Source organism: Desulfobacteraceae bacterium, from assembly GCA_022340425.1.
Taxonomy (GTDB): domain Bacteria; phylum Desulfobacterota; class Desulfobacteria; order Desulfobacterales; family JAABRJ01; genus JAABRJ01.
In genome coordinates this window covers 1-25,205 of record JAJDNY010000041.1, presented here as the reverse complement: position 1 = coordinate 25,205, position 25,205 = coordinate 1, and the positions used below count along the sequence as shown (strand labels likewise).

General features: G+C 65.9%; 23 protein-coding genes. 12 read left to right on the top strand and 11 right to left on the bottom strand.

Annotation, left to right across the window (positions count from 1 at the left end):
- Nucleotides 1-190, top strand: a 190-nt coding sequence (locus LJE63_03800; GenBank protein ID MCG6905727.1) for a hypothetical protein, incomplete at its 5' end; no start/stop codon positions are given.
- Nucleotides 191-330: 140 nt separating this feature from the next.
- Here the strand turns inward: LJE63_03800 and katG are convergent.
- From katG to LJE63_03785, 3 genes are all read right to left on the bottom strand, one after another.
- A complete protein-coding gene (katG, locus tag LJE63_03795) occupies nucleotides 331-2,529 on the bottom strand; it encodes a catalase/peroxidase HPI (protein MCG6905726.1) in 2,199 nt (732 codons plus the stop codon).
- A gap of 219 nt (nucleotides 2,530-2,748) precedes the next feature.
- Nucleotides 2,749-3,192, bottom strand: coding sequence for a transcriptional repressor (locus tag LJE63_03790; GenBank protein MCG6905725.1), 444 nt, complete (start codon nucleotides 3,190-3,192; stop codon nucleotides 2,749-2,751).
- 142 nt (nucleotides 3,193-3,334) lie between these two features.
- A complete protein-coding gene (locus LJE63_03785) occupies nucleotides 3,335-3,928 on the bottom strand; it encodes a VOC family protein (protein MCG6905724.1) in 594 nt (197 codons plus the stop codon).
- A gap of 243 nt (nucleotides 3,929-4,171) precedes the next feature.
- Between LJE63_03785 and LJE63_03780 the strand changes: the two genes are divergently transcribed.
- From LJE63_03780 to LJE63_03730, 11 genes are all read left to right on the top strand, one after another.
- Entirely contained in the window at nucleotides 4,172-4,657 is a 486-nt protein-coding gene (locus tag LJE63_03780) for a hypothetical protein (GenBank protein ID MCG6905723.1), read from the top strand.
- 128 nt (nucleotides 4,658-4,785) lie between these two features.
- Complete coding sequence (locus tag LJE63_03775) at nucleotides 4,786-5,448, top strand: sigma-70 family RNA polymerase sigma factor (GenBank protein MCG6905722.1); 663 nt, start codon at nucleotides 4,786-4,788, stop codon at nucleotides 5,446-5,448.
- 25 nt (nucleotides 5,449-5,473) lie between these two features.
- A complete protein-coding gene (locus tag LJE63_03770) occupies nucleotides 5,474-6,049 on the top strand; it encodes a zf-HC2 domain-containing protein (protein MCG6905721.1) in 576 nt (191 codons plus the stop codon).
- The gene (locus tag LJE63_03765) at nucleotides 6,042-6,518 is read left to right on the top strand and encodes a DUF3106 domain-containing protein (GenBank protein MCG6905720.1); all 477 of its coding nucleotides are present in this window, start codon (nucleotides 6,042-6,044) and stop codon (nucleotides 6,516-6,518) included. Before LJE63_03770 ends, LJE63_03765 begins: the two co-directional genes overlap by 8 nt.
- A 432-nt stretch (nucleotides 6,519-6,950) precedes the next feature.
- Entirely contained in the window at nucleotides 6,951-8,909 is a 1,959-nt protein-coding gene (locus LJE63_03760) for an alpha-glucosidase C-terminal domain-containing protein (GenBank protein MCG6905719.1), read from the top strand.
- Between the two features lie 99 nt (nucleotides 8,910-9,008).
- Nucleotides 9,009-9,704, top strand: a complete 696-nt coding sequence (locus LJE63_03755) for an ABC transporter ATP-binding protein (GenBank protein MCG6905718.1) — start codon at nucleotides 9,009-9,011, stop codon at nucleotides 9,702-9,704.
- Nucleotides 9,694-12,189, top strand: a complete 2,496-nt coding sequence (locus LJE63_03750; protein MCG6905717.1) for a hypothetical protein — start codon at nucleotides 9,694-9,696, stop codon at nucleotides 12,187-12,189. The genes LJE63_03755 and LJE63_03750 overlap by 11 nt, the downstream gene beginning before the upstream one ends.
- On the top strand, nucleotides 12,186-12,896 hold the full coding sequence (locus LJE63_03745; protein ID MCG6905716.1) for an arylesterase: 711 nt from the start codon (nucleotides 12,186-12,188) through the stop codon (nucleotides 12,894-12,896). Before LJE63_03750 ends, LJE63_03745 begins: the two co-directional genes overlap by 4 nt.
- A complete protein-coding gene (locus LJE63_03740) occupies nucleotides 12,893-14,329 on the top strand; it encodes an efflux transporter outer membrane subunit (protein MCG6905715.1) in 1,437 nt (478 codons plus the stop codon). The genes LJE63_03745 and LJE63_03740 overlap by 4 nt, the downstream gene beginning before the upstream one ends.
- Nucleotides 14,322-15,572: an efflux RND transporter periplasmic adaptor subunit gene (locus LJE63_03735; protein MCG6905714.1), complete on the top strand. Its 1,251-nt coding sequence runs from the start codon at nucleotides 14,322-14,324 to the stop codon at nucleotides 15,570-15,572. Before LJE63_03740 ends, LJE63_03735 begins: the two co-directional genes overlap by 8 nt.
- 50 nt (nucleotides 15,573-15,622) lie before the next feature.
- Nucleotides 15,623-18,721 carry an efflux RND transporter permease subunit gene (locus tag LJE63_03730; GenBank protein MCG6905713.1) on the top strand — a complete coding sequence of 1,033 codons (3,099 nt, stop codon included), beginning with the start codon at nucleotides 15,623-15,625 and terminating at the stop codon, nucleotides 18,719-18,721.
- Between the two features lie 48 nt (nucleotides 18,722-18,769).
- On the opposite strand, the gene LJE63_03725 is transcribed toward LJE63_03730, so the two are convergent.
- The 8 genes from LJE63_03725 to LJE63_03690 form a co-directional block, all read right to left on the bottom strand.
- The gene (locus LJE63_03725) at nucleotides 18,770-20,878 is read right to left on the bottom strand and encodes a thioredoxin domain-containing protein (GenBank protein MCG6905712.1); all 2,109 of its coding nucleotides are present in this window, start codon (nucleotides 20,876-20,878) and stop codon (nucleotides 18,770-18,772) included.
- A 355-nt stretch (nucleotides 20,879-21,233) separates the two neighbouring features.
- Nucleotides 21,234-21,779: a nitroreductase family protein gene (locus tag LJE63_03720; GenBank protein ID MCG6905711.1), complete on the bottom strand. Its 546-nt coding sequence runs from the start codon at nucleotides 21,777-21,779 to the stop codon at nucleotides 21,234-21,236.
- Nucleotides 21,780-21,806: 27 nt separating this feature from the next.
- Nucleotides 21,807-22,625, bottom strand: coding sequence for a flagellar basal body-associated FliL family protein (locus tag LJE63_03715; protein ID MCG6905710.1), 819 nt, complete (start codon nucleotides 22,623-22,625; stop codon nucleotides 21,807-21,809).
- 34 nt (nucleotides 22,626-22,659) lie between these two features.
- Nucleotides 22,660-22,836: a hypothetical protein gene (locus tag LJE63_03710; GenBank protein ID MCG6905709.1), complete on the bottom strand. Its 177-nt coding sequence runs from the start codon at nucleotides 22,834-22,836 to the stop codon at nucleotides 22,660-22,662.
- 87 nt (nucleotides 22,837-22,923) lie between these two features.
- Nucleotides 22,924-23,832, bottom strand: a complete 909-nt coding sequence (locus tag LJE63_03705) for a TIGR01777 family oxidoreductase (GenBank protein MCG6905708.1) — start codon at nucleotides 23,830-23,832, stop codon at nucleotides 22,924-22,926.
- Nucleotides 23,833-23,865: 33 nt separating this feature from the next.
- Nucleotides 23,866-24,582: an enoyl-CoA hydratase/isomerase family protein gene (locus tag LJE63_03700; protein ID MCG6905707.1), complete on the bottom strand. Its 717-nt coding sequence runs from the start codon at nucleotides 24,580-24,582 to the stop codon at nucleotides 23,866-23,868.
- A gap of 181 nt (nucleotides 24,583-24,763) precedes the next feature.
- Entirely contained in the window at nucleotides 24,764-24,970 is a 207-nt protein-coding gene (locus LJE63_03695) for a hypothetical protein (protein MCG6905706.1), read from the bottom strand.
- 18 nt (nucleotides 24,971-24,988) lie between these two features.
- The coding region (locus LJE63_03690; protein MCG6905705.1) for a hypothetical protein at nucleotides 24,989-25,205 on the bottom strand (217 nt) is incomplete at its 5' end.

The following is a 25,205-nucleotide window of genomic DNA, read 5'->3' as shown; positions in this document are numbered from 1 at the left end:
GGGTGCAACACAAATTGGTAAAGGGACTGTGAACAAATGGGAACGTCCATTCATATGTTCATGTGCCATGCGGGTGCGACCGGAAGCGGAAGGCGTCATTTTTGAGGCGCTTATGTATTTTTGGGTCCAATTCATCGACTGGCGGACTCTAAGGGCCAAAAAGAAAGGGCGGCGTTTCAGATTGGATTGAAACGCCGCCCTCCTATGTGGTTGACAGCTCTCGTGAGCGTCTAAAGCATCCGTCCATTCATGGCGGATATCGCTTTCCGATCATCCGATTCGCAGCTTGCCAATACGCTTCAGAAGCCCCCGAAGAGGTTTATGCCCCGGTCAGGCCAGCTCGAAGCGGTCGAGGTTCATGACCTTGTTCCATGCCGCCACGAAGTCGTGCACGAACTTCTCCTGGGAGTCCTCACTTGCGTAGACCTCCGCCACGGCCCGGAGTTGGGAGTTGGAACCGAAGACGAGGTCCACCCGGGTGCCGGTCCACTTCAGTTCACCGCTCACGCGATCGCGCCCTTCGAACACGTCGCCGTCCTCCGAGGTTGGCTGCCATACGGTGCCCATGTCCAGCAGGTTCACGAAGAAGTCATTGGTGAGCGTCTCGGGCCGCTTGGTGAAAACGCCGTGGGGGGAGCCGCCGAAGTTGGCGTTCAGGACGCGCATCCCGCCGACCAGAACCGTCATCTCGGGGGCGGTCAGGGTCAGCAACTGGGCCCGATCCACCAGCAGTTCCTCTTCAGATACGCTGAATTTGGTCTTGCGGTAGTTGCGGAAGCCGTCGGCCAGCGGTTTCAGTACGCCGAACGATACCACGTCGGTTTGCTCCGCCGTGGCATCCGTGCGTCCCGGTGCGAAGGGCACGCTCACGTCGTGGCCGGCATTTTTCGCCGCCTGCTCGACGGCGGCGCATCCGCCCAGGACGATCAGGTCGGCCAGCGAGACCTTCTTCCCGCCGGACTGCGCGCTGTTGAACGCCTTTTGGATTCCCTCCAGGGTCTGCAGCACGGTCTTCAACTGGGCCGGCTGGTTGACCTCCCAATCCTTCTGCGGCGCAAGCCGGATGCGCGCCCCGTTGGCGCCGCCGCGCTTGTCGGAGCCGCGGAAGGTGGACGCCGACGCCCAAGCGGTGGAGACCAGTTGGGGGATCGACAGCCCCGAGGCGAGGATCTTGCCCTTGAGCCCGGCGACGTCCTTTTCGTCGATCAGCTCGTGATCCAGCGCCGGCACCGGGTCTTGCCAGATCAGATCCTCGGCCGGGACCTCCGGGCCGAGGTAGCGCGAACGCGGGCCCATGTCGCGGTGGGTCAGCTTGAACCAGGCGCGGGCGAAGGCATCGGCGAATTCCTCGGGGTTCTCCAGGAAGCGCTGCGAGATGGGCGCATAGATCGGGTCGAACTTCAGCGAGAGGTCCGCCGTGGTCATCATCGGCCGGTGCTTCTTGGAAGGGTCGTGGGCGTCGGCGATCATGTCCTCTTCGGCCACGTCCTTGGCCAGCCACTGATGCGCGCCGGCTGGGCTCTTGACCAGCTCATAGTCGTATTTGAGCAGCACCTTAAGATAGCCCATGTCCCATCGGGTGGGATGCGGCTTCCAGGCACCCTCAATGCCGCTGCTGATCGTATCACCCCCCTTGCCGCTGCCGAAGCTGCTCTTCCAGCCGAGGCCCTGCTCCTCGATGGGGGCGGCCTCGGGCTCGGGGCCCACATGGGTCGCGGGGCCGGCGCCGTGGCACTTGCCGAAGGTGTGCCCGCCGGCGACCAGGGCGACGGTCTCCTCGTCGTTCATCGCCATGCGCGCGAAGGTTTCGCGAACGTCGCGGCCGGAGGCCACCGGGTCCGGGTTGCCGTCCGGTCCTTCGGGGTTGACGTAGATCAGGCCCATCTGCACGGCGGCCAGCGGGTTTTCCAGGTCCCGCTCACCGCTGTAGCGGCTCTTGGGCTTGTCGCTGGTGGCCAACCACTCCTCTTCGGCGCCCCAGTAGATGTCCTCTTCCGGCTCCCAGACGTCCTCGCGCCCGCCGCCGAAGCCGAAGGTCTTAAATCCCATCGACTCCAGGGCGCAGTTTCCGGCGAGGACCATCAGGTCGGCCCAGGAGATCTTGCGGCCGTACTTCTGCTTGATGGGCCAGAGCAGGCGGCGCGCCTTGTCGAGGTTGACGTTGTCGGGCCAGCTGTTCAGCGGCGCCAGACGCTGATTGCCGGAGCCCGCCCCGCCGCGGCCGTCGCCCTGGCGGTAGGTGCCGGCGCTGTGCCACGCCATCCGGATGAGAAGCCCCCCGTAGTGACCCCAATCGGCCGGCCACCAGTCCTGGGAGTCGGTCATCAGCGCGTAGAGGTCATTTTTGAGGGCTTTCAGGTCGAGCTTCTTGAATTCCTCGGCGTAGTTGAACGCCTCCCCCATGGGATTGCTCAAGTTCGAGTGCTGATGCAGAATCTTGAGGTTCAACTGGTTCGGCCACCAGTCCCGGTTCATCGCGCCGCCGCGAACGGTGGATCCCATTACCGGCTGCTTGCTTTCTTCATTCATGGGGTTTCTCCTTTCGTTGTTTTTAAGTAATGCACCGTGCCGTCAGGAATATCTGGCTCCGGTGCCCTTCAATCTTTTCGACTTCAGCGGGTGTAGCGGTTGCTTCGGCGACCATGGAGGGCTTGAAGGATCGTTGGGAGAACTTCAGACCATTCGTATAGCGCGAAATCGGGTACGTATTGTCGCTGACGATTATCAATTGAAGTCGAAAAAAAATTATTACGCTTTCTCTGCCATACACGTGCTGCAGATACCGAAAAAGTCCAACCTGTGATTCAGAATTTTGAAATTGGTCTCCATTGCGACCTCTTTTTTCATTTCATCCAGGCTATCCAGGTGCGGGTCGACGATCTTTTTACACTTGATGCAGATAACGTGGGGGTGGGGGTGAGGCTTGTTGCCGTCATAGCGGTTGCTCCCGTCTGGGAACCCCAACTCGAGAACTTCACCAAGTGATTTAATGGTGACGATATTTTTATAAACAGTGGCAAGACTGGTTGTGGGAAAGTCTTTTTTTATCTGGCCATGGATGTTTTCAACACTGGGATGGCCTTCACTTTTGGCGAGAATTTTGACGATCGCCAGCCGCTGGGGCGTTATCTTGTGACCACTATCCTTTAATTTTTGGATGATGGTTTCAAATCTTTTTCCGGGGTCTGCCAAGGGAGGCCTCTTTGTCTTAAATGATAATTTTTATCCATTAACATTATTTTTCTTAAAGGTCAACCCGCATTTCAATCGCTCCCATATGTCACCCCCCCTTGTGCGGGGTGCGTGGCCCGCCCAGGCTTTACCAGCGCCGCCCTCAGCGGGATTTTTCCTTCTGGTGAAACAGCTCGCTGCCGGCTCCCGGGTAGACGACCCGGTCTTCGTTGCTCACCTGTTGCGGTGGGGCCGGGGGCCAGACCCCGTCCTGGGGATCTGCGCCCTCGCGCGTGACAGCCGAGGGCGCGCTGTCGCGCATGACCGGGTTGCGGCGCACGTCCACCCCCTGGACCTCGTGGCTGAACTCGATGGGAATCCCGTTGGGGTCATGGGCATAGATGGAGTGGATGAACCCGTGGTCGATGACCTCGGAGACGAAGACCCCGGCCGCCTCCAGGCGGGCCTTGAGCGCCCAGAGATCCTCCGCGCTCTCGACCCCGAAGGAGACGTGGTCGAAGCCGAAAGGCCCCGTAACCGGTCGGCCGTGGTCCTTTTCGGGCAGCGGTGCGACCTCCGGCCACTCGAAGAAGGCCACCAGGTCGGTTTCCGAAATCTGGAAAAAGTAGTGCCGGTAGCCCGGCCGGCCCAGCCCGGCCACCAGGCGCATGCCCAGCAGGTCGCGCCAGAAGCGGATGGTCCGGTCCATGTCCCCGGTGGCCAAAGCCAGGTGGTTGACACCGGTGTATTTGATCATGACGTTCCTCCTTGGAATGTGGAAGATGGGCCCCCCCTTGCCGCGGCTCGGCCGGTTTGGGGACTCAAATGCCGGTGCGGGCAGCCGTCCGGTTCAGGCGGCCTTTTCCGTTTCATAGCATCTCTCAGACCCTGCGGCCAGAGCCGCCGGCGGGCGGGTCTCTTTTTTTTTGCGTCAGCATGTAAACCTTTCGGCTCCCCCGGCGTCTAAAGGGGCAAAACCGCAACCCAAAGGAGGGACGAGATGAAATCAAACGCCATCAAGATCGGTTTTCTGATCATCGGTATGGTTTTTCTGGCGGGGACCCTGGCCTGGGCCGAAGGCCCCCGCCGGAGCCGCCACCACAACCAGCAGCGGGAGATCTACAGCGGTGTTCGCAGCGGCGATATCACCCCCCACGAATACGGAAGACTGACCCGCGAGCAGCACCGCATTCGGGATTACCGGCACCGGGCCCTCTCCGACGGCCGCCTCAGCCGGTTTGAGGCGGGGCGCCTAAACCGCATGCATAACCGGGCCGGCCGTCACATCTACCAGTCCCAAAACAACATTCGCCGGGACCACAGGTTTCACCGGGGCAGCCATCGCGACTGTGGCCGCTTCCGCGGCTCCGCCCACCGCTGGCCACATTTTTACGGCCGAGGACCCGCCGGCGGGTTCCATCGCTTCCAGGCTCCGAGTTGGGGGCATCGATTGTCGTCCGGCGGCTTGGGTTGGGGCCGCCACTGATCCTCCCCCAGCGGGGGTCGACGCTGCTTGCCGGGCATCGGGTCCCCGTGATATATGCACCGCAACCCTTCCCGGCCGCATCCCGATGCGGCCGGGCCGGTGTGGGAAAAGGACGCTGACAGGTGGGGATGGTGTGCGACAAACTGACGGCTGCCCAGCCCCTGCGGGCGGAGGCCCCCGCATCGGGCGGGGCCGTTTCGTCCTGGACGGATGAGGCCCTGGCGGTGCGGGCGTGCGCCGACGACAGCCGGGCGACCGACGAACTGGTCCGCCGCTACCAGGAGAAAGTCTACCACATCGCCTACGGCATGTGCGACGGGGACCCCGAGGAGGCCCGCGACCTCTCCCAGGAGGCCTTTCTCAAGGCCTTTCGCAGCCTCCCCGGCTTCAAGGGCGAGGCGCGCTTTTACACCTGGTTTTACCGCATCGTGGTCAACACCTGCCTTGATGCGCGCAGACGGCGGCAGCGCTGGCGGCGGCTGCTGCACTTCGGAGGCCGGCGCGGCGAGGAGGAACCGACCGGGGGCGATCCGGCGGAAAATGCCGCCTGCGACACCTGCTCGGACCCCCTCCAGAGCCTGAGCGACCGGGAAATGCGGCGCGATCTAAAAGCCGCCCTCAAAACCCTGCCGCCCAAGCAGCGGCTGGTCTTCCAGCTCAAGATCCAGGAGGAGATGAGTCTGCGGGATATCGCCCGCATCATGGGGGCCGCCGAGGGGACCGTCAAGAGCCACCTGTTTCGCGCCACCCGCGCCCTGCGCGTGGCCCTGGCGGCCTATGCCGAACGATGACGATTGCCCGAAGGAGAAAAAGACCATGAAAACCTGCAGCCACTACCAGGCGCTTCTGTGGGCCGCGGTTCACGGCGAACTGCCGCCCGCCGAACGCCCCACCCTGAACGACCACCTGACCGGCTGCAGCGCCTGCCGCCAAGAAAAGGAGCGGCTGACGCAGCTGCTGCAAACCGCCAAGGCGGCGCTCGCCCCACCGGAGCGCTCGAGCGCCGAGCAGGCCGATCTGACACGCGCCATCCGGAGCGCCCTGGCCGCCGACCGCAAGCGGCAAAACGGCTGGCGCCGCTTTTTGCCATCCCCCGGCTTTTGGCGTCTGCCCGCCCTGGCCGCCGCCGGGGCCGCCGTCGCGGTGCTGATCTGGCTGGCCCTGCCGGGGGTCCAGCCACAGCCGCCGCTGCACACCACCGCTAACCCCGCCAAGGAAGAGCCGGCCCTCTACGAGGATATCGAGATCCTCAACAACCTGGAGATGCTCGAGGAACTGGAAGACATTCAGCGCCTGGTGCGCGTGGTGGACAGCCGCGACTATGGCCGTTTGCCCAAACCCGAATTGCCGGCATGGGAGGCCGAATTGGGTCATGATCCCCGTTATGCGTAAACCCGTCTCGATGTGGCTTGGACGGCTGGGGGCCGTGCTGGCCGCCTGCCTGCTGACCCTTTCCGTCCCGACTACCGCCCCCGGGGCGCTGCCGCCGGCGGCGGGGCTGGAGACGCCGCAACCGATCCTGGGGCCGTGGACGTCGGATGAGCCCGCAAGCCTTTTTTTGGCCCAGCGAAACAGAGGCCGCGGCGACCGGGAGGCGCTCTCCGACCAGGATCGGCAGCACCTCCAGCAACAGTACCGCAAGTGGCAGGCGCTTCCCCCCGAGGAGCAGGCGAAGCTGCGGCGCCGCCAGCAGGAGTTGGAGCGGATGCCGCCGGAATCCCGCCGGCTTTACCAGAAGCGCTTTCAGCAGTGGCAGGATCTCCCGGATGCCGAACGTCAGCAGCTGCGCCGGCAGCTGGACAACTGGGACCGGCTCCCCCCCAAGGAGCAGGAGGCGATTCGCCGCCGTTTCCGAGACTGACAACCTTCCACCCCCCGAAGGGGGGCTTGCCGCAGACGCCGCCAACCCCGGCTGGACCCCACCTGGTGCGGCAAGCCGGTCCCAGGTTCTGGCAGAAACCGGGGACGCTGCCTTGCGGGGAGGCCGGAGGATCGAAGGCCCGGAACCGTCCCGAACAACGTCGCCCATCACCGCCTTGGCCTCGGGGCGCCACCTTTCCAAGGAGGTGCCCATGAAGCGCCCCGGAAAAAGCCGCTTCAGTAAGCCCACATTCCCCAAAATAAGTTTCATCACCTATTGTCAGACCGCCGCCAGTTCGCTATTCTGAAGTTTTAAAAATCTCCAAAACCCCGAGGGCATCGAAAGGCGCCGGGCCGCGGCTGTCCCGGGCCGGCAGCCGCCTTGTGCGGGGTTTTGGGTCATGCATCGTCTTGAGGGAAAGGAGGCGGTTCGATGGCGCGCCTGGAATGGCGACAGGCGGCAGCCCGCAGCTCACTTGAGCGGCTGCTGCCGCGGATCGAGAAGAATCATGAAAAGCGGCTGGCCGAGCATCCACAGCAGTGGCAACTTTTCAAGGAGCGCCTCGACCGGGAGTGGGAGCGCCTGTTTGCCTGCCTGCACGATCTTTACGGGTGGCAGTTTGACTTTTTCTACACCCTGGAGCAGGTGCTCGAGCTTCTGACCGGCTGCTGGCTGGACCGCCCCCAAGCCCTGCGCCGGCACGATGCGGCGCGCGAGACCGATCCGTTGTGGTACACCTCCGAAAACGTGGTGGGCATCGTCCTGTATGTGGATCTTTTCAGCAATAATCTGGCGGGGCTCGAAAATCACATCCCTTATTTCGAGAAGCTCGGGGTGACCTATCTGCACCTGATGCCCCTGTTCGCGGTGCCCCATGGGGAAAACGACGGTGGCTACGCTGTCAGCGACTACCGGTCCGTCAACCCCGATCTCGGCACCATGGAAGATCTTTCCCGCCTGGCGACGGCGCTGCGCGAACGGGGCATCAGCCTGGTGCTGGATTTCGTGTTCAACCACACCTCCGACGAGCATGCCTGGGCCCGCCGGGCCAAGGCCGGGGACCCGGACTATCTGGACTACTATCTGACCTTCACCGACCGCGACCTGGTGGATCGTTATCAGGCCCATTTGCGGGACATCTTTCCCACCGTCCGCCAGGGGAGTTTCACCTGGAACGACGAACTCAAGCGCTGGGTCTGGACAACCTTCAACAGCTACCAGTGGGATTTGAACTATGCCAATCCGGCCGTACTGCGGGCCATGGCCGAGGAGATGCTTTTTCTGGCCAACCAGGGGATCGAGGTGCTGCGTCTGGACGCCGTGGCCTTTATCTGGAAGCGGATGGGGACCGATTGCGAGAACCAGCCCGAGGCCCACACCATCATCCAGGCCTTCAACGCCATGACCCGGATTGTCGCGCCCGGCATGGTCTTCAAGTCCGAGGCCATCGTCCACCCAGACGAGGTCGTCAAGTACGTCCACCTGGAAGAGTGCCAACTTTCCTACAACCCGCTGCTGATGTCGCTGCTGTGGGAGGCGCTGGCCACACGCGAGACGAAGCTCTTGATCCATTCCCTGCGCAATCGCCAACGAATTCCCCAGGGCTGCTCGTGGGTCAATTACCTGCGCTGCCACGACGATATCGGCTGGACCTTCGACGACCACGACGCCTGGCGGGTGGGCGCCGATCCCCGGGCGCACCGCAAGTTCCTGAACGACTTTTACACCGGCCGCTTCCCGGGGTCCTTTGCCCGCGGGGTGCCGTTTCAGTTCAACCCCAACAACGGCGATCTGCGCATATCCGGCACGCTCTCCTCCCTGGCCGGCCTGGAAGCGGCCCTGGAGACCGAGGACAACGTCCTGATCGAGCTGGCCGTACGCCGGATCAACATGCTGCGCAGCATCATGGTCAGCGTGGGCGGGATTCCGCTGCTCTACGCGGGCGATGAATACGGGATGTTGAACGACTACACCTTCCTGTCCGATCCGGACAAGGTCAACGACAGCCGATGGGTGCACCGCTCCAAAAAACGCTGGGCGGCCGCCGACGATCTGACCGATGGCGACACCCTGGAATGGCGCTTTTTCCACGAGATGGCCAAATTTTTCAAGCTCCGCAAGCAAACCCCGGCGCTGCGCAACGGCGGCATGGAGCTGGTGGACAGCCCCAATCCGCACCTGTTCGCCTATCTGCGAAGCGACGGCGCCCAGCGGCTGCTGGTGATCAACAATTTTTCGGAATTCGAACAGGTCGTGACGGCCGATACCCTGTCCGCCGCGGGGATGGCAGCGGACGGCCTCGAACTCTTGAGCCAGCGACCCCTGCCGGCGGGAGGCGACCTGATCCTGGACGGCTACCGCTATCTGTGGATCGACATTTCCGGGCCATAGCGGACGGGGGGCGGCGTGCTCTGCGGACAGCTTGCCAACCTGTTCGACCGGCGTTAAGTTCTCCTTTGATTCGCAACCCTCACCCCCGGAGATGCTTCCATGACCGTGCTTGAAGCTTGGAACCTCACCAAGACCTACCGCATCGACAGCCGTGAAATCTGCGTCCTGGACGATGTGTCGCTGGCGGTTCGCGACGGGGAATTTCTCGTGATCACGGGCGCCAGCGGCAGCGGCAAGTCCACCCTGCTGAGCCTGCTCTCCGGGATCGACCGGCCCACCAGCGGCCGCATCCGCATCGGCGACAGCGACATCACTGACCTGCCCGAGGACGATCTCGCGCCGCTTCGCAACCGCACCATCGGCTTCGTTTTCCAGGCCTTTCATCTGGTGCCGGCGCTCAGCGCGCTGGAAAACGTGATGTTTCCGGCCGAGCTCATGGGCGACCCCCAGGCCGGTGAGCGGGCCCGCGCACTGCTGCAGCGGGTGGGCCTGGCCGAGCGCCTGGACAGCCTGCCGCACCAACTCTCGGGAGGGGAAAAACAGCGGGTGGCCCTCTGCCGGGCGCTGGTCAACCAGCCCCGGATCGTCTTTGCCGACGAGCCCACCGGCAACCTCGACTCCCGCAACAGCCAGACCATTCTCGCGCTGCTGCAGACCCTTCGGCAGGAGCAGCGCTCCACCCTGGTAATGGCGACCCACAGCGAGGCCATCGCCCGGGCGGCCGACCGCTGCATCACCCTTCAGGACGGGCGCATCGTGGCGACGCCCGCACAGGGGCCGGCCGATGCTCAATAAGCGCTTCGTCTGGCGGCAGCTGGTCCGCTCGCGCCGACAGGCGACGGTCTTCGTGCTCTGCACGGCCCTGTCGCTGGTGACCCTGGTGGCCCTGGGCGGTTTTTTCGAAAACATCCGGGCCGTCCTGCTGCAGGACCAGCGCAAACTCCAGGGCGCCGATGTGATCATCAGCTCCCGTTTCCCCATAGCGGAGCCCCTGGCCGCCGCCGTGGCCGAGCTGACGCGCGCGAAAGGGATCGCCGCGGCCAGAGTCTACGAGTTCTACTCGGTGGTACGCACCGCGGGCAATGATGCCTCGCTCCTGGCAGAGATCAAGGTGGTCGGCCCGGGCTACCCCTTCTACGGTCTGGTGGGGCTGCGCTCCGGGCGCAGCTTCGCGGAAGCCCTCGAGCCCGGCACGGCAATCGTCGAGCAGACCCTGCTGGACCGCCTGCAGCTGAAAATTGGCGACCCCCTCCAGGTGGGCGAGGCCACCCTCACCATCGCCGACGTGGTGCTCGCCGAGCCCGACCGCCCGGTGAACTTCTTCGCCCTGGGCCCCCGGGTATTCGTCGCCCTGGCGGACCTGGCGGCCCTTGACCTGGTCCAGAAGGGCAGCCGGGTTTCCCACCGCCTGCTGCTTAAACTCGGCCCCGCCGAGGACGCCGAGAAGGTCGCGGCCGCGCTGCGCAGCCGGGTGCCGGCCGGTCAGGAGCGGGTGGAGACCTTCCGCTCGGCGCCTTCGCGGATCAAACGCTTCTTTGACAACCTGATCTTTTTTCTCAACCTGATCGGGATCTTCACCTTGATGCTGGCAGGCTTCGGGATGTACAGTAGCCTGAGTGCCCTGATCCGCGAAAACGTTGCCACCATCGCCATCATCAAAACCCTGGGGGCCAGCGGGGCCTTCATCACCCGCCACTTTCTGGCCATGGTGGCCTTACTCGGTGCGGCCGGCACCGGCGCCGGAATCGGTCTCGGTCTAGTCCTGCAGCCTCTGATGCCGGTGCTTTTCGCGGACCTGCTGCCCGAAGGCCTGGCCTACACCCTGCCCTGGCGAGCGGTGGCCGAGGGTGCGATTTTCGGGGTTCTGGTGGTGGGAATTTTCTCGTTTCTGCCGCTCTACCGACTGAAAGGCTTCAAGCCCGGCCTGCTGCTGCGCAAGGAGCCCCTCAGCCCCCCGCGCGGCCTGCCGTACTACACCGGCGCCGGCTTGGTGCTGGCGCTTTTCATGGCGGCGGTCTCGCTGCGGCTGGGCAGCGCCGAGGCCGGCGGCTATTTTCTGCTGGGGTTGCTGGCCCTGATTCTGATTTCCGCCGCCTTGAGCGGGACTGCCCTCCTGCTCCTGCGCAGGCTGCGGCTGCGCGCCCTGGCCATGCGCCAGGCGGTCAAGGGCCTTTACCGGCCCGGCAACGCCACTCGCACGATTCTCGTTACCCTGACCGCGTCGCTGACCGCCCTTTTCACGATTTTTTTGATCGAGGCCAACCTCGATGCGGCCTTTGTGCGCTCCTACCCGCCGGAAGCCCCCAATCTCTTTTTCCTTGACATTCAGCCCGCCCAGAAGGACGCGTTCGCCGAGCTGCTGGGCGTCCCGGCGCCGTTTTTCCCGGTCATCCGGGCGCGCCTTGCGGCCATCAACGACGTGCCCATCGACCCGGCCGCCGAGCGCCGGCGGCGGGGCGACAGGCTCTCCCGGACCTTCAACCTCACCTACCGCCACCACCTCCTGGAGGACGAGGCCCTGATCGCCGGGAGCACACTGTTTCGCGATGATTGGCAGGAGCCCCAGGTCTCGGTGCTGGACACCGTGGTAGAGATGCAGCCCATGGCGGTCGGCGACCGGCTGCGCTTCGTGATCCAGGGGGTTCCCCTGACGGCGCGCATCGCCAGCATCCGCACCCGGACCCATGAAACCGTCGGCCCGTTTTTCTATTTCGTTTTCCCGGATGCCCTGCTGGCCGACGCCCCCCAGACGATTTTCTCGGCCGTGCGGGTGCCGCCCGAACAGATCGCCGATCTCCAGAACCGGGTGGTGGCCCGCTTTCCCAACATCAGCGTCGTGGACCTGACCACCACCCTGGCGAATTTTGCCGGCATCCTGCGCCGGCTCTCGGGAATCATCCGCTTCTTCACGGCCTTTAGCCTGCTGGCGGGCCTTCTGATCATGGTCAGCTCGATCCTTGCCACGCGCCTGGCGCGCACCCGCGAAGCGGTCTACTTCAAGATTCTGGGGGCCCGGGGGGCATTCGTGCGCCGGGTCCTGACCTTGGAAAACCTCTTCCTGGGGCTCACCAGCAGCGCCATCGCCGCCATGCTGGCCCAGGCCACCAGCGCCGGCGTGGTTGAAATTGTCCTGGATATTGCTTATAAACCGTTCTTCCGGGAGCTGCTGGCGATGATCGGCGGCGCCGTCGCGGTGGTGGTGGCGGTCGGCCTGTTCGCCTCCCGGACCATCCTGAGACAGAAGCCGGCGGATTTCTTAAGAGAACAGGCGGAGGAATGACCCGCTCCCAACTGTACGCCATGATTTTTCTGACCGCGGCCGCTGCGGCTTTCACCCTTGGCGGCTGCAGCGAACCGGAGGCGCCCCCGGCACCTGCGCCGCGCCCGGCCGTCGGCACGCCGGAACCCCTGGGCACCATCGTGGCCGTGGGCGACAGCCTGACGGCCGGCTACGGCCTGGAGGAACACGAGGCCTACCCCGCCCAGCTGGCCCGCATGCTCGCCGAGGCCGGCCTGCCCTACCGGGTGGTCAATGCCGGCATCAGCGGCGAGACCAGCAGCGGAATGCTCGCACGGATCGAGTGGGTGTTGACCAGCCTCGCGCCCGACATCGTCATCCTGGCAAGCGGCGCCAACGACGGCCTGCGGGGCACCGACCCGGCCCTGACCCGGGAGAACCTGCGCCGCAGCGTCCAGATCCTCAAGGCCAACGGGGTGGTGGTGGTGCTGGCCGGGATGCAGATGGTCCGCAACATGGGCCGCCAGTACACGGAAACCTTTGCCGAGATCTTCCCCCAGGTGGCGGCCGAGGAGGAGGTCCTGCTGATCCCCTTTTTGCTGGCGGGGGTGGCCGGCGAAGCCCACCTGAACCAGGCGGACGGCATCCACCCCACCGCGGCGGGCTACACGGTGGTGGCCGAAACCGTTTTTCCCTTCGTGCGCCAGGCGATCGCGACCCACCAGGCGCAACAATCCGGCGCCCAATGAGAAGGGGCTGCTGCCTTGCGGGTCTCGTGATCCTGGCGGCGCTGACCGCCGCCGCCTGCAGCCCGTTTGCCCCGCGGCCGCGAACCGAAGCGGCGGGTGCGCTGCCGGCCCGGTTTTCGCTCTACGATCCGGCGGTGGAAATTCCCCGGCGCTGGTGGCAGACTTTCCAAGACCCCCAGCTCGAGGCCCTCATCGACCAGGCCCTGACCGAGGGCTTCACCGTGCTGGAAGCATGGTCGCGCCTCAACCAGGTCCGCGCGCGCACCCTGCAGACGGCCGCGGCGCTCTACCCGGAGGTGGCCGTCGACGCCGAGGCGGCCTTCAGCCGCCAGCACACCGAAGGGATCGGCACCCGCGGTGGTGAGTTTTATTCCCTGGGGCTGATTGGCGCCTACGAACTGGATCTGTGGGGGAGGGTGCGCTCCGAAAGCCGAGCCGCCCGGCTGAACGAATCCGCCACCCGGGAAGACCTCAACGCGGCCGCCATGACGGTGGCTGCGGAGGTCGCCCAGCGCTGGGCCCAGATAATTTCCCAAAGGCTGCAGCGGCGCCTTCTGGAGCGCCAGCTGGAAACCAACGAGACCTTTCTGGAGCTGATCGAACTGCGCTTTCGGCGGGCCATCACCTCGGCCCTGGACGTCTACCAGCAGAAGCAGGTGGTTGAGGGGGTACGCGCCCAGATCCCGCTGGTGGCGGCCGAGGAGGCCGTGCAGCGCCACGAGCTGGCGATTCTGGTGGGCCAGTCGCCGCTGACTGCGCCGACCATCGCCCGCGACGACCTGCCGCTGCCCGCGGATGTGCCCCCCACCGGCCTACCGGCCGACCTGCTGGCCGCCCGGCCCGACATCCGCGCAGCGGGCTTGCGGCTTGAGGCCGCCGACTGGCAGGTAGCTGCTGCGCGCGCCAACCGCCTGCCGGCGGTGCGCCTGACGGCCGATGCCAACTACCGGGCCGACAATATCGACCTGCTGTTCGACAACTGGCTGGCCAACCTGGCCGGCAACCTGAGCGCGCCGCTGTTCGATGCCGGGCGCCGCAAGGCCCAGGTGGACGAGGCCCAGGCAGTGGCCGCCGAAAGCCTCACGCTCTATCGGCGCACCGTGCTGACGGCCATCAAGGAGGTGGAGGACGCCCTGGCGCTGGAAGCCGGCCGACGGGCCAATCTGGATGCCCTGGCCGACCAGATCGATGCCGCCCGCAGGGGCCTGGAACAAGCCGGCAACCGCTATCTCAAGGGGCTCAGCGATTACCTGCCGGTGCTGACCCAGTTGCTGACCGTGCAGGGTCTGGAACGCACCATCATTCAGCGCCGGACCGAGCTTTTGCTGGACCGCATCGGTCTCTACCGCGCCCTGGGCGGCCACTGGACCGGGGACCTGGCGCCGCCGTCGCAATACGCCCCGGAAAGTGAGACTCCCCTGATAGATGGATAATCCGCCCCCCATCCCCAGACGCAGCGCCAAATCCAAGCTCGTGCGGACCCTGCTGGTGATCGTGATCCTGGCCGCCGCCGCCGTCGGCGCGCGGCACATCAGCGCCACCCGCCCCAAGGCCCGCCAGCAGCCGCCGCGGGCGGCCGCGGCGCTGGTGGAGGTGACCGTCGTCCAGCCGGCCAGCGAGCAGATCGTCCTGCAGGCCATGGGCACGGTGGTGCCCGCCCGTGAAATAACCCTCGCCGCGCAGGTTTCAGGCGAAGTGGTTCAGGTGCACCCGGAGTTCGTGGAAGGCGGCTTTCTGGCCGAGGGCAGCGAGGTGCTGCGCATCGACCCCCTGGACTACCAGCTGGCCGTGACCCGCCTGCAGGGGGAGGTCGCCCGCGCACGCTATGAACTGGACCTGGAACTGGGCCGCCAGGACGTGGCCCGGCGCGAATGGGACCTGCTCAACGCCGGCAAACCGACCGCTCCCGGCGAAGCCGACCTGGCCCTGCGCAAACCCCACCTGGCCAAGGCCCGCGCCGAGCTGGCGGCCGCCGAGGCCAACCTGCGGCAGGCCGAGATCAATCTGGCCCGCACCACCCTGCGGGCGCCCTTCAACGCCCTGGTGCGCACCCGGCACGTGGAGCGCGGCTCCCAGGTCTCCCCCCAGACCGCCCTGGCCACCCTGGTGGGCACCGACACCTTCTGGGTCCAGACGGCCGTGGCGGTGGACCGTCTGCAGTGGTTCGCACTTCCAGCTCAGCCGGGTGAGCCCGGCGCCCGCGCCGTGGTGCGCCATGGGCGCGAGGGAGTTGCCGGCCGGACGCGCGAGGGCCGGGTGGTCCGCCTGCTGGGCGATCTTGAGCCCGATGGGCGCATGGCCCGGGTCCTGGTGGCGGTGCCGGACCCGTTGGACCGCAGCCGCCCGGCCGGCGATCGGCTGCCGCTTCTAATCGGCGACTACGTGCGCGTGGAAATCCAGGGGCACAGCATCGACGGCGTCTACCGCATCCCCCGCAGCGCGCTGCGAGACAACACCCGCGTCTGGGTGGTGACCGATCAAAACCTGCTCAGCATCCGGACGGCGGTGGTCGCCTGGCGGGATGCCGAAACGGTGCTGGTGCAAAGCGGCCTTGAGCCCGGTGAGCGCTTGATCGTCTCGGATCTGCCCGCCCCGGTGGAGGGCATGGCGCTCCGGATCAAGGGCGATACCCCTGAGGAAACAGCCCCCGCCCGCCCCCAGGAGCCTGCCGGTTGAAGACTTCCGCCAACGATTCCCATCCCGCCAAGCGGGGCCCGATTGCGTGGATGGCCGGCAACTCGGTCGCCGCCAACCTCTTGATGCTGGTTTTTCTGGTGGGCGGACTGATCTGGGGCGGTCGGATCAAGCAGGAGGTCTTCCCGGAATTCGACCTGGACCAGGTGACCGTAACCGTGGCCTACCCCGGCGCCAGCCCCGAGGAGGTCGAGCAGGGCATCGTGCTGGCCATCGAGGAGGCCGTCCAGGGACTCGACGGCGTCGGCGAAGTCACCGCCAGCGCCCAGGAAGGGGTCGGCGCGGTCACCGTGGAGATGCTCGCCGGCGCCGATCTGCAGCGGCTGGGGCAGGACATCCAAAGCGAGATCGACCGCATCACCTCCTTTCCCGAGGAGGCCGAAAAGCCCCAGGTGGTGGTGGTCACCCGGCGCCGGGGGGTAATCTCGGTGGTGCTCTACGGCGACCAGGACGAACGGGTGCTGCGGGAGCTGGCCGAGGAGACCCGCGACCGTCTCCTGCAGGACAGCCGCATCACCCAGGTGGAGCTGTCCGCCGTGCGCCCCTACGAGATCAGCATCGAGGTGCCCGAGGCGCGCCTGCGGGCCTACAACCTGACCTTGGAGGAGGTGGCCGCCAAGGTCCGCGCCGCGTCGGTGGAACTGCCCGGCGGCGGGCTGAAAACCGAGGGCGGCGAGATCCTGGTGCGCATGAAGGAGCGGCGGGACTACGGGCGGGAGTTCGCCCAGATCCCGATCATCACCTCCAGCACGGGCACCCAGGTGCGTCTGGACGAGATCGCCACGGTGATCGACGGGTTCGAGGACACCGACGCCTCGGCGACCTACAACGGCCTGCCGGCCGTGATGATCGAGGTCTACCGGGTGGGCGACCAGACCCCCATGGCGGTGGCCGACGCGGTCCTGGAGCACGTGGCGGCGCTGCGCCAGGAGCTGCCGGCGGGCATCGGGGTGGCGACCCTCAACGACCGCTCGGACATCTACCGCCAGCGCCTGGGCCTGCTGCTGCGCAACGGCTACCTGGGACTGGCCCTGGTGTTTGTCCTGCTGGGTCTTTTCCTGGAAGCGCGCCTGGCCTTCTGGGTAACCCTGGGCATCCCGATTTCGTTTTTGGGCTCGCTGCTGTTTCTGCCCCTTTTGGGCGTCAGCCTCAACATGGTGTCGCTCTTTGCCTTCATCATCGCTCTGGGGATTGTCGTCGACGACGCCATCGTCGTCGGTGAAAACGTCTACAAATACCACAGCCGCGGCTACGACCTGCTCAGCGCCGGGTTGCGGGGCGCACGCGAGGTGGCCCTGCCGGTGACCTTCAGCATTCTCACCAACGTGGTCACCTTTCTGCCGCTCTACTTCGTGCCGGGAGCCTTCGGCAAGATTTTCCGGAACATCCCCTTGGTGGTCATCACCGTCTTTCTGATCTCGCTGGTGGAGAGCCTCTTCATCCTGCCGGCGCACCTCGGCCATCAGCGGGAGCGCCGCCGGGGACGCCTCAGCGGCTGGTTCCACCGCTGCCAGCAGGGGTTCAGCCGCTGGTTCATCCGCACCGTCCACCGGGTCTACGGGCCGCTGCTGTGGCTGGTGCTGCGCAACCGTTATCTGGCCGTCGCCCTGGGTGTGGCGGTGCTGGTGCTCACCCTGGCGTACGTCAAAAGCGGCCGGATGGGCATGACCCTCTTTCCCCGCATCGAGTCGGATTACGCCCTGGCAACGGCCGTGCTGCCATACGGCACGGCGGTCGCCCGAACTGAAGCCGTGACCCGGCGGCTGGTGGAGACAGCCCAGGAGATTGCGACTGAAAACGGCGGCGACCAGCTGGTTGTGGGCATCTTTGCCCAGATCGGCAATGCCAGCGGCGGCGGCCCCTCCGGCGGCCACAACACGCAGGTGCAGGTCTTTCTGACCCCGCCCGATCGCCGCACCCTGCCCACGGCCGAGTTCATCACGCGCTGGCGCGAAAAGGTGGGCCCCCTGCCCGGCCTGGAGTCCCTGGTGTTTCGCTCGGATTCGGGCGGACCCGGCTCCGGCGCGGCTCTCACCATCGAGCTGAGCCACCGGGACCTGACGGTGCTGGAGGCCGCCAGCGGGGAGTTGGCCGCGGCGCTGGGGTTTTTCCCGAATGTCAAGGACATCGACGACGGGTTTCAAACCGGCAAGCAGCAGGTGGATTTCCAGGTGCTGCCCGAGGGCCGCAGCCTGGGGCTGAGGGCCCAAAGCGTGGCGCGCCAGGTCCGCCACGCCTTTTACGGCGCCGAGGTCCTGCGTCAGCAGCGCGGCCGCAACGAAATCAAGGTCATGGTGCGGCTGCCGGAAAACGAGCGCGTCTCGGAGAGCACCCTGGAGGGTTTGATACTGCGCACGCCCGCCGGCCGCGAGGTGCCCCTGCGGGAGGTGGTCAGCATGAGCCGCGGGCGGGCCTACACGGTGATCAACCGGCGCGACGGGCGGCGGGTGGTCACCGTCAGCGCCGACGTGGACCCACCCAGCCAGGCGGGCCAGGTCTTGGAGGCCCTCAAGGCGGATACCCTGCCCGGGCTGGTCCAGCGTTTCAGCGGTTTGAATTATGGTTTCGAGGGGCGTCTGGCGGACACCGCCGAGAGCATCCGCAGCCTGGTGACCGGCCTGATGCTGGCCATGCTGACGGTCTACGCCCTGCTGGCGATCCCCTTCGGCAGCTATATTCAGCCGGCGATCGTCATGTCCAGCGTTCCTTTCGGGATCGTCGGGGCCGTGCTGGGACACCTGATCATGGGCTACAGCCTGAGCGTCATGAGCATTTTCGGGATGGTGGCCCTGGCCGGGGTGGTGGTCAACGACTCCCTGTTGCTGATCGATTTCACCAACCGCGAACGCCGGGGGGGCAGCTCCCCCGCTGCGGCGGTGCACACCGCCGGCCTCAACCGCTTCCGGCCGATTCTGCTCACCTCGCTGACCACCTTCGGCGGTCTGGCGCCGATGATCTTCGAAAGCTCGCGCCAGGCCCGCTTCCTGATCCCCATGGCGCTCTCCCTGGGTTTCGGCATCCTGTTTGCGACCGTCATCACCCTGGCCCTGGTGCCGGCCTTTTACCTGGTCACCGAAGACCTCCGGGCCCTGGTCGGGGCCAATGGCAGGGAAAGCGCCCCGGCCGACTGAAAAACGCCGAGGCCCACCCCGGCAAAGCACCGCCCCTGCCCGGGGCCGTCACCCGTCGCCGCCTGAGAGCATGCCCTCCAGTTCGGCGGCATCCGTGGTGGGTCGGCGGCAGGCGGCATCGCGGCACAGGAAGGCGGTTGCACGATCACCCGAAAGCGGGACGAGGCTGCGCGTAAAGGGCGCCAGGGCGCCCAGCCGTTCGGCGTTCTCGGCGGTCTTGAGAAGCGCCAGGGTGTCGGGGTCCGCCGCACGCTGCACCACCGCGATCAGGGCCCGGGTGTCCGGGGCGCCGGAGGCCCCGCAAATCACCACCTCGCCGCCCGGCGCACGGGTCTGGGCCAGGCCCGAAAGAAAATGGGTGAAGGCCGTTGGCTGGCGCTGCACGCTGCCGGCGAAGGCCCCCACCAGACTCTGGGCCAGGTCCTGCCAGCGGCCGTCGCCGGTCAGCCGCCCCAGCTGCAAGAGATTGCATAGGGCGACCGAATTGCCCGAGGGGATTGCCCCATCGTAGAGTTCCTTGGGGCGTGCGGGCAGATCGTGATCGTCCCCGGCCGCCGTCAGGAAAAAGCCGCCCCGGGCGTCATCCCAGAAATCCGCCACCATACGCGTCTGCAAGGCCGCGGCGGCCTCCAGGTGTTCCAGGGCCAGGGTCGCGGCGTAGAGTTCCAGCAGCCCCCAGATGAGAAAGGCGTAATCGTCCAGATGGGCCCGGATGGCCGCCTGCCCCTCGCGCTGGCGGTGCCACAGCCCGCCGTCGGGCCTGTGCATCCGGGTCAGGATAAATCCCGCTGCGCGGGCCGCAGCCCCGGCGTAGGCCGGCCGGTCCAGCCGCCGCGCGCCGCGCGCCAGGGCGGCGATCATCAGGCCGTTCCAATCCGCCAGGATCTTGTCGTCCTTGAGCGGGTGGATCCGGCGGCGGCGTGCCTCGAAGAGCGCCGTGCGCACCCCCTCCCACTCGGCGGCCAATGCATCGGCCGTCGCCCCCAGCACGCCGGCCCAGTCCGCAAGCGGCTTCTGCAGGTGCAGAATGTTGGCGCCGGTGAGGCCGCCGCCGGCCTCTTCGCGGAAATTGCCCTCGGGCGCCAGGTTGAGGATCGGCGCCCAGCGCGCGGCGGCCTCTTCCCCCAGCACCGCCTGGAACTGGGCCGTGGTCCAGACGTAGAAGCGGCCCTCCTCCCCTTCGCTGTCGGCGTCTTCGGCGGTGTAAAAGCCCCCTTCGGCTGCGGTCATGTCCCGCAGCACGTAGGAAAAAATCTCCTCGGCGGTACGCGCGAAAGCGGGCTCGGCCGCGGCCCGCCAGCCCTCCAGGTAGGCCAGGGCCAGCAGGGCCTGGTCGTGGAGCATCTTTTCGAAGTGCGGCAGCAGCCACTGGGCGTCGGTGGCATAGCGGTGGAAGCCGAAGCCGACATGGTCCCAGATGCCGCCCCGACGCATGGCCGCAAGGGTCCGGGTCACCATCGCGAGGCCCTCGGGGGCCTTGCCGGCACGCGCCATCCGCAGCAAAAACAGCAGCCGGTGCGGGGTCGGAAACTTGGGCGCCGGCCCGAATCCGCCCCAGCGAGAATCGAACTCGGTGGCGATCTGGGCCGCGGCCTGGGAAAGCAAGGTTTCAGCCGGCGGCGCGCCGGCGCTGAATTCGAACCCCTGGGCGAGCCCGTCCGCGATCTCGGACGCCGAGTTCAGAATTTTCTGCCGGTCGCTTCGCCAGAGCCTGTAAACCTCCGCGCAGAGCTCCACCAGCCCGGCACGGCCGAAGCGGGTGTGCCGCGGCAGGTAGGTGGCCGCAAAAAAGGGCCGCCGGTCGGGGGTCATGAAAATGGTCAGGGGCCAGCCGCCGCTGCCGGTCAGCATCTGGCAGGCGCGCATGTAGACCGCATCAATGTCGGGCCGCTCCTCGCGGTCGACCTTGACGCAGACAAAGGTCTGGTTGAGGATGCGGGCCGTTTCGGGGTCCTCGAAAGACTCCCGCTCCATCACGTGGCACCAGTGGCAGGTGGCGTAGCCGATGGAGAGAAAGACCGGTTTGTCCTCGGTGCGTGCCCGGGCAAAGGCCTCCGGCGACCAGGGGTGCCAGTCGACGGGGTTGCCGGCATGCTGCAGGAGGTAGGGGCTTTTTTCATGGGCCAGACGGTTGCTGGCGGGGGCTTGCGGGGTCATAGGGGCCTCCTTGGCTGAAGCGTCGGCCCGCAGGGGGTCGAAACCGCCGGCGGGCAGGCGTGTGGAAGGGCGGCGGCCGGTTTACGGCGGCGGCCCTTTGGAAGAGGGTAGGCATGCCGGAGCGGAATCGCAACGCAAGAATCGGAAGCGGGGGCGGCGGGAAGGTTCGGGCAACGCGGGCAGGGCAACGCATGGACGGCGTACGCCCCATCGGGTTTTACGGGCGCCCGCGGCCCGGAAAGGGCGTCACAAAAGAATACACCCTGCGCCGCGGCCTGCTCTCGCCGCCGGGGTGCTGGTTCGCCGCTGGCACCCTGATGACGGCACCGACGGCGCAATCCAGCCTTGATAAGGTTCAGAAGGTTTCGTAGTGCACGAATTCGGAGACTTCGCGGCGTTTGGGGGCCGACGGCTGGTGGGCCGGGTAGCCCATGGGAATCAGCGCGACGAGTTCATGAGTCTCTTTGGGCAGCTTGAGGATTTCGGCGGCCTTGTCGTGGTCGAAGAGCCCAACGACCACGGTCCCCAGGCCGAGGTCGTGGGCGGCCAGGCAGAGGCTCTGGGTGGCGATCCCGAGATCGAACAGGAACCAGTCGCCGAACTTGGTGGTCACCTGATCCTTGTAGTAGCCCGAGGCTTTCAGGCGGCCGCAGACTGCCAGGACCACCGGGGCGGCAACCACCGCCTTGGTGGCGGGGTTGCCCTTGCTGATGGTTTGCTGGAGCCGGCTTCTGATGGCCGCATCGGTGACCACCACGATCTCCCAGCATTGGGTGTTGGCCCAGGACGGCGACCAGCGCAGCGCCTCGAGAACCGCCGTCAGGGTCTCCGGCGCCACTGGCCGCTCCTCGAAGCGGCGGACACTGCGCCGCTGATGCAATACGTCGATAAACTCCGCCATCGCGTTCCCCCTTTTCGCTCTGCGGCCTCAGCCGGCCGTCTTTTCGACGGGCCGGTCCTTGCCGGTTGATTCGACCTTTTGCAGAAATTCGTCCACCACCCGCTGCTGGGTGGTGACCACCATCCGCTTGATGTGCAATTCGCTGACAGTCCCCCCGAGGTAGAGGTTCACCAGGTGCTGAAGATCGTTTTTGAGGGCCTCCAGGGCCTCTTGGGTGCTGACCTCGGCATAGGTGAGGCCCCCGAGGTGAAAGATGACCGCTTCCCGCACCTTGGGCGTCATGGCCGCCCCGCGGTCGGCGGCCAGAACCAGCCCGATGGAGACGCACACAAACCGGGGCGGCTCATTCGGGATGGAGGTTCGCAGATTGACCACGATGGGATCCAGATCCACGGTGACGAACCGGCTGCCGCCGGTCGGGTGTTGGATTTTAACGCGCTCAAGCGCCAGCTTGCGGCCAGCATGATCGTCCAGCTGCAGCAGGGCATCGGTCAAGGCCACGATCTCGAAGGAGACCGGTTGTCCCTGCTCCCACCCGATGGCGATCGGCGTCTCGGTGGCGGTCATCAGCAGGCGCCCCTCGGGGTTTACCTCCCAGGTGCCGGCCACGGTGCCTTTCTTTTGGACGATCCTGGAGAGGCTGCCTTCGATGCGCACCTGGGAGGTCCAGGTGCCGTTGGCGCGGAAGTTCAGGATGGTGTGGATATTGCGCGTCTGGGCGCGCCAGGAGCCCAGCAGACGTTCGCCCGCGGTGGGTTCCGACCGGCCGCAGGCGAAAAGCAGAAGCCCCGCAACGATGGCCACGAACAACCGTCCCGGGACCGATTGGATGGTCCATGGGTTCAATTCAGCGCCTCCGCAACCCCCAGCCCGCAGCCCTTCAGGAGGACCGCTCGCCCGGCTGCCTTTCGGAGTGGCAGTCACAGTGTTTTTCACCGCACTGCGGGCAGACGAAGGTGGCCGGCCGCACCGGGGGCTCCGGCTGCTTGCGGAGCGAAAACACGACCCACAAAACAAGACCGCCACCGATCACCAAAATCACCAAAAGCTCCAGCATACCGCTTGCCTCCACCTTCCCTGGCGGGTGGGCCGCCGGTCTCCGGCAGCGCCGCCCACCCGCAGCGTCAAAAACTGCCAAAAACCTCTAAACCGCGGCCCGCACCAGTTCGTAGAGCGCCTCCCGAACGGCGGGAAACCGGAACGCGAAACCGGCTTCCAGCAGTTTTTCGGGCACCGCCCGCTGACTGGAGAGCAAGGCCTGGCCCAGCTCGCCCAGCACCATCCGGATCATGAAGCCCGGTGCCGGCATCAGGGCGGGACGGTTGAGCAGGCGCGCCAGCTCACGGGCGAACTCGCGGTTGCGCACCGGGTTGGGCGCGGTGCAGTTGACCGGCCCCGCAACGGATGCGTTTTCCAGCACAAACGCCAGGGCGGCGGTCAAGTCATCGATGTGAATCCACGGAAACCACTGGCTGCCGTCGCCCAAGGGCCCGCCCAGAAAGGAGCGAAAGGCCGGGATCATCTTTTCCAGCGCCCCGCCGTCGCTGCCCAGCACGATGCCGATGCGTGCCGCCACCACCCGGTGGCCGCCCTCGGCGGCCGCCAGTGCCTCGGCTTCCCAGTCGCGCCCCACCCGGGCGAGAAAATCATCCTCCGCCGTAGACGCTTCGGTGAGGATTTCATCGCCCCGGTCGCCATAGTAGCCCACCGCCGAGGCGCTCACCAGGGTGGTCGGCCGGTCCTGGGGAAGGGCGGCCACCACGTTGCGGGTGGTGAGGATGCGACTGTCGTAGATCTCGGCTTTGGCCCGCGCCGTCCAGGGACGAAAGATGTTATTGCCGGCCAGGTTGACCACGGCGTCCATGTCGCCTAGCCTCTCCTGCCAGGCGCCGGGCCGGGTGGTATCCGCCGAAAGATAGCTGAAATCGGGGTGCGGGATGAGCCGCGGCTGCGGCCGCAGCCCCAATGCGGTAACGTGGTGCCCCTTTTCCAACAGTAGGCGCGACAGGTACCTGCCGACAAACCCGAGACCACCGGTGATCAGTACGTTCATGTCAGGGCTCCCTCCATTTCCGGCAGGGTCGGCTCAGCCGATGTTGTAGTTGCCGGACGCGATATAGGGTGCGTCCTCGCTCTCGATGGCATCCAGGATCGGGCGGTTGAGACGCTTTTTGAGTTCGGCCACCACGGCCCGCCGCTTGTTGAGGCCCCTGGCGAAGGTCGTCACCTCATCCATCAACTCCCGCTGGTGGCAAGCTTTCAGGATGACGTGGTGGGCCTCAAGGGCCTCGGCGGTGTAGCGCTTGCCGGTGAACTGCATTTCCTCCAGCAGGTGGTGGGGAATGGCCTTTTTGAGGAGCGCGTTCATCCCGGGCAGAAAGGGAATCCCCAGGTCCACCTCGGGCAGGCAAAAGAACCCCCGGTCGGAGCGCATGAAACGGAAATCGAAGGCGCAGGCCAGAATCGCGCCCCCGGCGAAGGCGTGGCCGGTGATGGCCGCCACGGTGACCAGCGGGTAGCTGACCAGCCGCGCGAAAAGGGCGTTGAGTTGAAGGAAAAAGGCCTTGGCTGCCTCGCGGTCCCCTTTGCGAATAACCGGGGCAAGCCACTCCAGGTCGATGCCGTTGGAAAAGATCTTTTCATGGGCGGAACGGACCACCAGGGTGCGGGCATCGGTAGTCTGCTCCACCGCGTCCAGGACCCCCAGAAAGGCGCTCAGGAATTCGGGGTTGAAACGGTTTTCACCGCTGTTGAGCGTGACCAGGGCCACCGTTTCGTCCAGCACGTAGTCTACCGGCGCCATCTGCGATCCTCCGCGGAGCGTACGTTCACAAATTGGTAACTAATTGAATTGAAGACAAATTAACACGCACCGGGCCGTCAGTCAACAGGAACCTGCCGGTCCTCGCCGGCAACCGGGGGCCAAAACAAAAAGGGCAGCCCTTCCACAGGGAGGGCTGCCCGCGTGCTCTGTCGGTATGGGATCAGCTGCCGCAGCAGGACCCCGTGGTTCCGCAACTGGAACATCCGCCGCCGGCACTGAAGTCCACGGCGCAGTCGACTCTGAACCCGTACTGGTGAAAATCGACCTTGATGGGTTGCACCTTCTCCATGAAGCTTTTGTCAACCACGTAGGTGAATCCTTCGATCTCAAACACGTCGTCGGTGTCTTTAGGCTCATCCAGAGCCATGGCCAGCGAGGGGCCGCCTCAGCCGCCCTCGTTGAGAAAAATCCGGATGGGCGAAACGTCTTTGCCTTTGAAATATTCGGCGATTTGCTGGGTCGCCGATGGGGTGACCTCGACCATGAAAACCTCCTTGAAAAATGAGTGGGTGTCGCGTCCTGTTAAGACGTCCGGAAGATAGCCACATCGGTTCGGTTTGTCAATGAAGCACCGCTTGCGGCCGCGGGAAAGCCCTTCCCAG